10 protein-coding genes are annotated in these 11,677 nt (G+C 43.0%); 5 read left to right on the top strand and 5 right to left on the bottom strand.

Annotated elements, in window-relative coordinates:
• Positions 1–36: 36 nt before the first annotated feature.
• The 5 genes from HUZ36_RS03830 to ahpC all read right to left on the bottom strand — a co-directional run bounded on the left by HUZ36_RS03830 (position 37) and on the right by ahpC (position 6,646).
• A complete protein-coding gene (locus HUZ36_RS03830; RefSeq protein ID WP_176032037.1) occupies positions 37–1,185 on the bottom strand; it encodes a retropepsin-like aspartic protease in 1,149 nt (382 codons plus the stop codon).
• 40 nt (positions 1,186–1,225) lie between these two features.
• A complete protein-coding gene (locus HUZ36_RS03825; RefSeq protein WP_176032036.1) occupies positions 1,226–2,524 on the bottom strand; it encodes an amino acid kinase family protein in 1,299 nt (432 codons plus the stop codon).
• 5 nt (positions 2,525–2,529) lie between these two features.
• On the bottom strand, positions 2,530–3,903 hold the full coding sequence (locus tag HUZ36_RS03820) for a diaminobutyrate--2-oxoglutarate transaminase family protein (protein ID WP_128731656.1): 1,374 nt from the start codon (positions 3,901–3,903) through the stop codon (positions 2,530–2,532).
• A gap of 498 nt (positions 3,904–4,401) precedes the next feature.
• Positions 4,402–5,970: an alkyl hydroperoxide reductase subunit F gene (gene ahpF / locus HUZ36_RS03815; RefSeq protein ID WP_176032035.1), complete on the bottom strand. Its 1,569-nt coding sequence runs from the start codon at positions 5,968–5,970 to the stop codon at positions 4,402–4,404.
• A 106-nt stretch (positions 5,971–6,076) separates the two neighbouring features.
• A complete protein-coding gene (gene ahpC / locus HUZ36_RS03810; protein WP_125251725.1) occupies positions 6,077–6,646 on the bottom strand; it encodes an alkyl hydroperoxide reductase subunit C in 570 nt (189 codons plus the stop codon).
• Between the two features lie 228 nt (positions 6,647–6,874).
• Between ahpC and HUZ36_RS03805 the strand changes: the two genes are divergently transcribed.
• The 5 genes from HUZ36_RS03805 to HUZ36_RS03785 all read left to right on the top strand — a co-directional run bounded on the left by HUZ36_RS03805 (position 6,875) and on the right by HUZ36_RS03785 (position 11,514).
• On the top strand, positions 6,875–7,297 hold the full coding sequence (locus HUZ36_RS03805; protein WP_176032034.1) for a DUF3429 domain-containing protein: 423 nt from the start codon (positions 6,875–6,877) through the stop codon (positions 7,295–7,297).
• A gap of 67 nt (positions 7,298–7,364) precedes the next feature.
• Positions 7,365–8,207 carry a GGDEF domain-containing protein gene (locus tag HUZ36_RS03800; protein WP_254879459.1) on the top strand — a complete coding sequence of 281 codons (843 nt, stop codon included), beginning with the start codon at positions 7,365–7,367 and terminating at the stop codon, positions 8,205–8,207.
• Positions 8,208–8,355: 148 nt separating this feature from the next.
• Entirely contained in the window at positions 8,356–9,438 is a 1,083-nt protein-coding gene (locus HUZ36_RS03795; RefSeq protein ID WP_176032033.1) for a methyl-accepting chemotaxis protein, read from the top strand.
• Positions 9,439–9,698: 260 nt separating this feature from the next.
• Positions 9,699–10,487 (top strand): class I SAM-dependent methyltransferase, encoded by a 789-nt coding sequence (locus HUZ36_RS03790; protein WP_176032032.1) that lies wholly within the window; start codon positions 9,699–9,701, stop codon positions 10,485–10,487.
• Between the two features lie 178 nt (positions 10,488–10,665).
• A complete protein-coding gene (locus HUZ36_RS03785) occupies positions 10,666–11,514 on the top strand; it encodes an EamA family transporter (RefSeq protein WP_128731660.1) in 849 nt (282 codons plus the stop codon).
• Positions 11,515–11,677: the final 163 nt, after the last annotated feature.

The following is an 11,677-nucleotide window of genomic DNA, read 5'->3' as shown; positions in this document are numbered from 1 at the left end:
TTTTGTATTCCGTGAGTAAAACGTTCCTAGGGAAGCTCAGTGTTTATGGCGAATGTCAAAACTGGCGGCGTGAAAATTAATATGCATGCGAAGGCTGTCTGCGGTGTCGACACCCAATCGACCATCGCAACGACTATGGCTGCAATCTTGATGGTCGGCACGTACCGTCAGTTTTTTAAAATGCTGTGTGATCGATGGAAAATGGATGCTGATAGGGCCAAATTTAGCGGTTTTCTCCACCGCCCCTTTTCCCCCTAACCCATTAAACTTTCGCTCTTTCCACGTAATGGAATGGTATTGTTCGGGACTTAAGTAATCTCTGGTGATTTGACTCTCCATTGCGCCGGTATCTAAAAACCAGAGTTGATTTGTATTGTTTGCCTTGGTGATCACCATAGGGTCGTCAAACAGCCAGACGAGATTTCCGCTTTTCTCTTGCTGCAGCGCAGGCTTTTTGATTTCAGCGATTTGTTCTTCAAAATCAAGCGTTAAATCCAATGCTTTTATAATTGGCCAGCCGATAATGCCATCAAGTTGATACCAATTAATCCCCAAAAACCGCTGTTCGAGTTCAGTGTGATCAACAACGAGCGCAAGCTGATCTTGGGCTTTAACCGGACCGAGCTGAAACGGTGGCAAGCGCACTAAGTCAGCCTTGACTGTATTTGCAGTTGCAGTATCGATTTCGACTTGCTGCTGTGAGGCAATATCAAGTTGTAATTGCTTCACCACTTTGTCTGTCACTAGACTTTGAGAAGCACCGGTATCGAGCACAAAGTAGAATTCATGTTCATTTAGCCTCAGCTTTACTCTTGGCAGAGGCACTAACCAGTGGCCTTGCAACGGGATGGAGGCTTGTGATTGTTCGAAGTAAAGTTGTGGTAAAGAGCCAGAAGCGAGCGTGTTGGCTATCACAGCACTACTATGCGTAGGGGAAACAATTCCCTCGTCAACTAACTTGCGGATCTTTTCGTATTGCTGTTGCTCAGTCAGCAACGCAAGCCACTGCGGTAATACTTGCGGGACTTCCTTATATAGCTTTGCCAACTCGGTTTCAGCCAACGTAAAGTTGCCAGCTAACATATGACGATAAATGTCGTTTAAAGTGCTTTGCTGCTTCTCGGTGATGGCTTCTAGTTTCGGTGCCCAAGCGTTTATCGCTGGGTCAACTTGTGCTTGGCTCATTGATATACCTAGGAATAAAATCAAAATAAAAAACAAGGTTCTATACTGCATCGTTCACTTCTATACATTGACTTTGTGTAATTTGCTGGCGTAACTGGGCATGTGCAATCCGCATTGCTTGCGCTTTTTCTTCCGCGACAATAACGAGATTCACGCATTCGTTGGCACCATCGGAACACACTGCCAATACCGATATCCCGTGCTTGGATAGCTGACTTTTTAACGCCTGAATATCAATAGCAAACTGATTGCTGAATAACGTAAGCAGCAACAGGCTTTGACTTTTCTGTATCTTTTGAAGAGCATGTAATATTTTGTTTTGTAAGAATAATTCCATAACAAAACGCAGTTCAGCGGCACCTTTATCCACACAAAATAGTCCTAGGTGTTCGCCATGGGGCAAGACTTGCACGCCACTCAATAGTGCTAATGCACTTACAGGGGGGCGCTCGCCACCAAAATGAATATGAGTGGCTTTTGGCGTGTTTGGATTTTTTGGACACTTTAGCGAAAGTATTAAGCGCTGTTGTCGCAATAATTGTAACGCGGGGTAATGGATCACAGATGCACCAAATTGTGATAAAACACACAGATCGTCAAACGCAATATCGGTGATTAAATTGGCTTCTGGAATAATGTTAGGATCGGCATTACATAACCCTTTTACTTCTTTCCAAATTTCAAGGCGACTTGCATTTAACGCAACAGCCCAGATTGCTGCAGTTGTATCTGAGCCATTGCGACCTAATGTGGCGATTTGTCCATCTTCCGCGCGAGCAATAAAGCCTTCACTGACATTAACGTGCTTGGCTTGTCTCGCAACCTGTTGCAACAAACGACTGATCTTCTCAATGGCTGGCTGATGTTCGGATTTTTCACCGCATAAATGAATAAACTCTGCGGCATCCAAATAGCCACAACTGAGCCCTAATACACGTAAAACACCGATCATGATCTGTGCGCTCAGCCGCTCGCCGAGTGTGAGTAAGTCATCATGAGCCACCTCCGGATAATCAAGCAGCTCAAGTGCGTGGTCACATAGATCATAAATCACATGTTGGGTGGCGGTGAGTTCAGGCTCTGCCTGTAAAGTTAGGGCGCATTGCCGAAGTAATTCACTGTGGAACAACTTGACTTGTTCTAATGCGCGTTTTTGGCTCGGTTTGTGTGGGTCAGCAAGAATGGTTTCAAGATCATTTGTCACGTTGCCACAGCCTGACACTATCACGATGACTCGAGTGTGCTTCTGCTGTTGCTGGATAAGCCTTGCGACACGTAATATCGATTCAGCACATCCCAATGATGCACCGCCAAACTTCATGACAACGGGACAATTCATCTTACTTACCCCTGCGCTAGTTGACTCATGCTAAGATCAAGCAGTTCAAGCGCACGCTCGAGCTCATCCATCGAGATAGTTAAAGCTGGTAATAAGCGCAATACAGCCCCAAAGCGACCACCAGTTTCTAAAATCAAGCCATTGGCAAAGCATTGTTTTTTGATTGCTGAAGCCAATGAGCCATCGCCCAAATCAGGGTGCTTTGGTGATCTGGCTGTGTTTGGGTGAATAATTTCAACTCCTAACATCAAGCCCCGCCCCCTAACATCCCCGATAAAGGTGTACTTTTGCTTCAGTTTTTCCAACTCGGCTTTAAGCCATGTCCCTTTTTTTTGAGCAGCTTCGGCCAATTTATCACGACGGATAATTTCCATACCTTTGCGACCTGCAATCATCGCCAACTGGTTTCCTCGGAAGGTGCCGGTGTGCGCCCCAGGTTTCCAGTGATCATATTTTTCACGATACACAACAACTGACATTGGCATGCCGCCACCAAGTGCTTTTGATAGTAAAATCGCATCCGGCATGATGTCAGCACTTTGAAAGGCGAATAAATCACCAGAGCGAGCGAAACCGCACTGAATTTCATCGAAAATCAGCGGAATATCGTATTCATCACACAATTGACGTAAGCCTTTGAGCCACTTGGCAGGGGCAGGAATACAGCCACCTTCCCCCTGGATTGCCTCTAATATCACAGCAGCAGGCTTGGTTATACCGCTTTCTGGGTCGCTAAAGACGGTTTCAATATGGTGTAAAGAAGTCTCTATTAACTCGTCACCTTGTACCAAGTAAGGTGAGCGATAGTCATAAGGGAAAGGAAGATAATGCACATCAGGCATCAATGACGCTACAGCATCTTTGGCACTGAGATTACCGGTAAGTGATAATGCACCGGCTGTCATACCGTGATACCCACCATGAAACGCAAGTACCGTGCGACGTTTTGTTGCAGTTTTGAATAGCTTAACCGCAGCTTCAGTGGCATCTGCGCCAGATGGGCCGCAAAATTGGATACGTGCTTCATCACGAAACTTTTCTGGCAGTAAACCCAATAACTCTTTAGTAAACGCATATTTTGCGGGTGTTAAAATATCCAATCCTTGCATCACTTCATCTGTATGAAGGTACTTAATTAGCTCTTGTTTAATTTCTGGATTGTTATGACCCAGTGCTAATGTCCCTGCACAAGCTAAAAGATCGACATATTCTTTTCCATCAGCATCGGTAAGGATTGAACCTTTACCAGAGACGATGACTTTATCGATAACTCTCGAATACGTTCTTGCACTTGACTCTACGTAGCTTTGATAGGTGTACCAGCTTGCTGTATCTTGTGATTCAGTGTAGTTGCTTGTTAATTCCTGTGTTCTATCCATTGTGTTATCCCCCTCATTGTTACATTGAAGTTTCATTCACATTACAATTAAGGCTGGTCAAGATATAGAAATATTCACACAACAGCAACGACTGTGAAATAATTTAAAACAAAACAAACCTTAAAATTAACACTACAAAAACAAAACCAAACCTTTTCATAAACACTAAATCCATATTAATCAAACAGTTACAAGTCATTTAAACTAAAAATTCGATTGAGTTGCTTTATTTTTGCTATTTACTAAAAGACTGTTGGAGCATAGAAAAGCCACTTCACAGCGGAAAAACAGGCACATTAATGCAAATATAGGGATAAAAATCACTTTTAGTCGTGCTGCGATGACTGCTCTTATCATTTCGCTACCCTATGTGTAAAACAAATGCTGACAGCTTAAGGTGGGAGGAGGGATAAATAAAAAAGCCACACTGCTGGAGTGTGGCTTGGGAGCATTGCATGGGTGTATAGTTGCAATGATTCTTTGTGATAATGCAAATACTTAAGCAGCTTGCTCGTCGTCTTGTCCTAACCGAATTAGATAATCAAAAGCGCCTAAACTTGCTGTCGCTCCCCCACCCATCGCAATAATAATTTGCTTAAACGGTGTGGTGGTTGCATCGCCTGCCGCGTAAACGCCCGCTAAACTTGTCGCCCCTTTGCTGTCAATTTCAATTTCACCAAAGCGACTAAGTTCGACTTCACTCGATTTTAACCATTCAGTATTTGGCACCAGCCCAATTTGTACAAAGATGCCAGCGAGTGCTAACGAATGAGTGTCACCGCTTACCCTGTCTATATAGTTAAGACCGGTTACTTTGTTGCCATCTCCAACGACTTCAGTGGTTTGTGCGTTTTTGATAATGGTAACGTTGGTAAGGCTTTTTGCTTTTTTGATCAGCACTTCGTCAGCTCTAAGTGTATCGGCAAACTCTAATACCGTGACATGCTCAACAATATTTGCCAAGTCGATGGCAGCTTCTATACCCGAATTACCGCCACCAATTACCGCTACAGGTTTCCCCTTAAATAACGGACCATCACAGTGCGGACAATAGGCAACCCCTCTTCCTTTATATTCGGATTCACCAGGTACATTCATACTTCTCCAACGCGCTCCCGTTGCCACTACCACCGATTTAGCTTTTAACACTGCACCGCTTTCAAGAGTGATATCAATGGTTTCGCCTTTGTTAATCGCCGCTGCACGCTGGTTCTTCATCACATCAACGCCATATTGGTTAACATGCTCTTCTAACTGTGCAACCAGTTTAGGGCCTTCGGTTTTTTGTACAGAGATAAAGTTCTCAATGCCTAAAGTATCCGCAACTTGACCACCAAAGCGTTCAGCCACAACACCGGTATTTAGTCCTTTACGAGCGGCATAAATAGCAGCTGATGCGCCAGCAGGGCCGCCACCAACAACGAGCACATCAAACACGTCTTTGTTGTTAAGTACAGCTGCTTGTTTTTCGCCAGCTTTGCTATCAAGTTTTAGTAAAATATCGCTTAGGCTTACTGCGCCTTGACTGAATTGCTCACCATTTAAGTATACGGTTGGCACGGCCATGATGTTGCGTGATTCGACTTCTTCTTGGAACAAAGCACCATCAATCATCGTAGTCGTAATATTTGGATTAACTGCCGCCATGAGATTCAATGCCTGCACGACTTGTGGACAGGTTTGGCAGCTCAGTGAAATGTACACCTCAAAGTTCAATGGGTTATCAATACCCCTGATCAGTTCGAGATCGTCTGCCGATGCTTTAGTGGCATGCCCGCCTGAGTGCAATAATGCAAGAACCAAGCTGGTAAATTCATGCCCCATAGGTACGCCTGCAAACGTAATTTCACTCTTTGTGTCTACGCCGCGAACTGACATTTGTGGTACGCGCTCGCCTTCACTCGATTCAGATAGTGAAATTTTATCGCTCAAAGACGCTAAATCTTGCGCCAACTCTTTTAGCTCTTGCGATTTTTTACTGTCATCAAGACTAATGACGAGTTCAATCGGGCGTTGTAGAGAGCTAAAGTGGCTTTGTAGTTGAGTTTTAATTTGGTTGTCTAACATAAATGGTAACCCTCTGCAGAAACTACAGTAAAAATTCGCAAAAACAATGAACTCTGTTCATCTGGATGGTTGATTTGGGAGTGCATACTGCACTCCCTTTGACAATTTAGATTTTGCCAACTAGGTCTAGTGAAGGTGCTAATGTTTCTTCGCCTGGCTGCCAAGACGCTGGACATACTTCTCCATCATGAGATGCGATGTATTGAGCAGCTTGTACTTTACGTACTAGCTCTTTAGCGCTGCGACCGATACCTAGGTCATGCGTTTCAATAACTTTGATTTCACCCTCAGGGTTGATTACAAAAGTACCACGAAGCGCTAACCCTTCCTCTTCGATCATTACACCGAAGTTACGAGTAATACGGCCTGTTGGGTCGCCAATCATAGGAAACTGGATTTTCTTAATCGTTTCTGACGCGTCATGCCACGCTTTGTGTGTGAAGTGTGTGTCTGTTGATACTGAATACACTTCAACACCCATTTCTTGAAGCTGTGCGTAATAATCAGCTAAATCACCAAGCTCTGTCGGACATACAAAAGTGAAATCCGCTGGGTAGAAGAATACGATTGACCATTTACCTAATAGGTCTTGCTCAGAAACTTCTACGAAGTCGCCACCATGGTATGCTGTTGCGTTAAAAGGTTTAATTTTTGTGTTGATTAATGAAGTGCTCATCGCTTTCCTCACTGTTGTTTAGTTTGAATTAATGTTGGCGATTGCTATTCGCCTTGGCTTGAGTACAAAGATAAGGGGAAGTGATATTTAAATAAAATGGATTGTTTGAATCACTGTAATCGAAAAAAATGATAATAGTTTTTTGAGTGATCAACTAATTTAGCATAAGAGTATAAAAGTACTGTAAATACGGTATGATCCAATCATCAGATATAACAGAGCGTTACTATGCACCCCTATTTTAATCATATCCAACTTGGCTACCTTGGTTTTGTTCCCTTTCTTGCCTGTATTGCATGGACCTTAATGACCGGCGCATCAGCTAACACAGTACAAGCGTTTCAATTTTATAGTTTTGGTATTTTAGCCTTTATGGCTGGCAGTTTATGGCGTGCAGGTCAACAAACGCAAAGCCAAGCGATACTGGCTGTTGTTGTTGTGATCCCCTATCCGCTACTGAGTTTTCTAACGCTCGAGTGGTCATTGGTATACTTATCCGTGGCGTACTGGCTGGTCTATCTGATTGAACGTTTATCCCCAATGTGGCAAGAATACCATAAGGATTACCAGAAAATGCGCACCGTGCTAAGCGCAATGGTTTTCGTCGGGCACCTCTTTATGATTTCTCAAGCCCTTGAACTCAGCGCTTAGGAAACTTGCTTCCCATGACCCATTAACTATAACTAACTGTAGGCGAACCATAGCGAGCTAAATTACTTTGATAAAAACGGCAGTTCCATTGCTACTGATCTGGATAGTGAATATCGCGTTAGCGGCGTTTATGTTCACCAATGGTCACACAGATTACGAGAGTTTCGAGGAGCTTTTTTGGTTTGCTGTTTCGTTCACGTTATTTTTTATCATTACCAAAGAAGTCGTCAATAAACTATTACGTGTAGCATTACTTGTTTATTCCGTTGGCTTACTACTGGATATTTTTGACAGCTTTATCGGTAACGCAAATCTGCCTATTTTAGGATTAGATACTTCTATGAAAAACTTAGGTTTTTTATTAATAAGTGTTGGCTTTTATCGTATGATCAAAGAAAAGCGCAAAGACGTTCATAAATTAAAAGCAGAAGTAGAAAGAAGAAAGCAACTCGAAGAGCGAATGCGCTATGAGGCAAATCACGATTCGATGACCGGAGTGGGCAGCCGCAAGGCTTGCTTCGAAGGGCTACAAGCACATAAGTTTGCGGGTCTATGGTTACTCTATCTCGATGTCGATAACTTTAAACAAGTAAATGACACGTATGGGCATCATGTTGGCGATAAAGTCCTCATGAGTTTGACCCAAAACATGCAGCAATATTTCGGCTTGTCACATTGCTTTCGGATAGGAGGGGATGAATTCATTGTTTATGCGGATTGTGAGCAGCCAAACCTAGATGAAATCAGGAGTGCATTACTAAACGGGCTGCTTGAATACAATATCAATGTCAGTATAGGACAGGTTATGGTCGACCCTGCAAAGCAAGCTGATTTACTTATCCATGAAGCAGATAAACAAATGTACGGTGATAAGAAAGGTAAATCTCTTCGTTCCAGCTCTAGAGGCTAAAAGACCCAAAAGCGGTAAATTTGTAAACAAAAACTGACTTTTTTGCAGTAAGAATCATCAGTTGACTTGCTGCCCTCACTAAATTTGTAGCACTAATACACAATAATTGCTAAGCTATCGTTAATATTAAGTTATAGGGAAATGTGCAGTGTTTGCAAAGCTATTTACAAACAACGAGACCCAGCAAGCGCTCGAAAAAGCGCAACAAGAACTGCTCCAACTGAAACAACAAAATGAACAGTTAAGTGCCGAAAATGAATCACTCAAAGCAGAGATGGTCAGCGCTCAGGAGTCTCTGAATGACAACACAGATAATCAATTACTTCAATGTGCGCTGACTGGACTTGGTCAAGTGCAGGGGATCCGTGAAACAGTACTCGCAAGCTTTATGGGGATCGAAGAAGAAAGCCATTCTATAGAGAAAGTAAACGCTGCCTTTTCTAAGTCGGAAACGGCATTACGAAAAATACTCGTAGGCATGGATCAGCTTGGAACAAATATGGACAAAATGACGGCCAACATCTCCGGCTTGTCGCAAATGGCTGATAGTATAAATACGTTTGTAACCACGATTTCTAAGATTTCAGATCAAACTAACTTACTGGCGCTTAACGCCGCCATAGAGGCGGCGAGAGCTGGCGAAGCTGGCAGAGGGTTTTCTGTTGTAGCTGATGAAGTAAGAGCACTTGCCACCAACACGAATGAATCAGCGAATGAAGTTTCAGATCTCGTCAAGAAAATCATCGACACGACGCACACAACCGTGAATGCTGTAGAGGAAATTCAAGCCTCCAATATTACCCTGTCCGACAGTATTGGACATTTAAATGATGAATATGAAGGGATTGTTGCATGCTGTGATTCAATGAAAGACACAATTTTAGTGTCTACAACACAGACATTTATCCAAACAGTGAAGCTTGACCATGTGGTGTGGAAGGGGGATGTTTACAACGTGATTATCGGTAATAGTCACAAGGGAGTAAATGATTTTGCCGACCATACAATGTGCCGACTAGGAAAGTGGTGGAGCGGCGAAGGCGCTGACAAATTTGGAGCTCACAATGCCTTTAAACGTTTAGATGCGCCACATAAAGAGGTACACCGTGCAGGCGTGGAAGCAATTAGAAAATTCCAATCCGGTGATCCTCAAGGCGCAGTTAAGCAGCTTAATCAAATGGAACGAGCAAGTGTCGAAGTAATGGACTTACTTGACCAGCTAGGGCATTGATAAGTAAAGCGATACACTGTTTTATCGGATACCCGCTTTAACATTAAGGGAAATTATACGACGCCATAGTAAATGACCTATAGGCTGTATGTTTCTTTGTGTATTTTGCGGGTATTGCAACATTTGCTGCCGCGGCGAATTTATCTAATTTATACGAATTATATTCATTAATTGGTATTAATCCCCCAGACAAGAGCCAACCGCTACAAGATACCAGCCTAATTTGGTAAACTCTCCGTTTTGCTGATTTAGACAGTTCCATGATCCTTGATAAAAACTGGCGTATTCTCACTGTTGGCGATGGTGATTTAAGCTTTTCTTACTCTCTAGCAAAGTACCTAAAGCCAATTCATCTCACTGCCAGTATTTATGACAGCGAAAGTGCGCTTAAACATAAATACCAAGACAACGCATTTGATAAACTTGCAAATATTGGTATTGATATTATCACCGAGTTTGATGTTACCAAGACGAGCTGCTGGCATAGGCTCTCTAAGCAAAGCTTTGATGCGGTGATATTTCAGTTTCCATTGATCCCGGCATTTGCCTCTTATGAAAGCTTCCAGCAGCAAACACTGAGCGTAAACACGTTAAATCGCCAGTTGCTAAGAAAGTTTTTACTCAACGCAACAAAGTATGCGTTAGACCCAGCAGGTGTAAACCTTGGGATAATCACCTCTAAAGACGTCAAGCCCTATATTGAGTGGAATATAGAGCAGAGCCTGATAACAAACACAGACTTGTGTTACCTCGGTCAGTCTACTTTTGATATTTCAAAATTCCCTGAGTATCTTATCCGTAATGTAGATCGAGATAAACATGTAAAGGATACTAGTGGCGTCAGCTATTACTGGTCGATAAATCACTCGCACCCAATAACCTCAAAACTGCAAATGCCACATTACTTAGCGCCAAATCACTGTACTATTTGTAGAGCAGGCCCATTTGTCAGCGAAGTTGATGCGCTATCACATCAAGAATCGAAAAAACATAAAAGTATGCAGAAACACGAAGACCAGTGGCAATTATATTTACAGCAACACAAGTAAAATAAAGGTAAAAAGTAAAACAAAAACCTCAATTAAAAGCAGCCTAGAGGTAACGTTTAGAGAGTCTGAAAAATAAAAAGAATAAAATATACAAAAATATTTGAGCCGCTCACTACAGAAGATTAGACTAACGCCATCTGCAAACTCTTTACCTGCTTTTTTATCTACAGGGGGCATAATGCCACTCATTAACCGTGACTTTATCATCGCGATTTTATGTCTACTGTGCGCTATGATAACAATCCAATCAGGTGCTTCTATTGCCAAGCAGCTGTTCCCATTCGTAGGCCCTGAAGGAACAACCGCATATCGCCTTGGCTTTTCAGCGTTAATTTTATGTTTGGTATTCAAACCTTGGCGACACTTACCATCAAATTGGCGGCCGCTTATTGTATATGGTCTGTGCTTGGGCGGCATGAATATCACTTTTTATTATGCTATAGAGCGTATTCCAATAGGCATTGGGGTTGCTTTAGAGTTCACCGGACCACTCGCGGTCGCGCTATTTTCTTCTAAACGTAAACGTGATTATTTGTGGGTAGCCTTTGCGATTGCGGGCATTTTATTGCTATTGCCTGATCTGGGTGATGTAAATGGACTTGACCCAATAGGCGTCGTATTGGCGTTAATTGCTGGCGCTTGCTGGGCGGGGTACATTTTATATGGTAAGCGCTCAGGCAGTGAGAGTTCTGGTGGGGCAACAGTTGCCATTGGTATGAGTATAGCCGCGCTCGCGATTGTGCCATTTGGCGTGATCTCCCAAGGTACCGCTTTACTAGATTGGTCAATTATCCCGTTAGGGATTGCCATCGGCCTGCTTTCAAGCGCCCTACCCTACAGTTTAGAGATGGTCGCACTGCGAAAAATGCCAGCACAAGGTTTTAGCATCTTAATGAGTGTGGAGCCTGCAGTTGCTGCATTGGCTGGTTTTTTAATTTTGGGAGAGTTACTCACTGTATGGCAATGGCTGGCAATATTGATGGTTATCACTGCATCTGTTGGCAGCTCAGTATCGAGCAAAGAGTAATACCTATTAGACTTAATACTTGCTCAATTTGAAGGAGTAAATCTGACGCTAACCGCGTTAAAAATTTCCTATTTAGAACAACTAAATAGCAAAATTTTTGCCTTGCCTACAGGACGTAGATACCTCGGCGTGAACAGGACGCGGAAGCGCTGTTATCGACAAG

Origin of the sequence: Pseudoalteromonas sp. McH1-7, from assembly GCF_013366255.1 — a bacterium.
GTDB lineage: Bacteria > Pseudomonadota > Gammaproteobacteria > Enterobacterales > Alteromonadaceae > Pseudoalteromonas > Pseudoalteromonas peptidolytica.
Note: the sequence above shows the minus strand (reverse complement) of the source record. Positions and strands in the feature narration are given on the sequence as shown.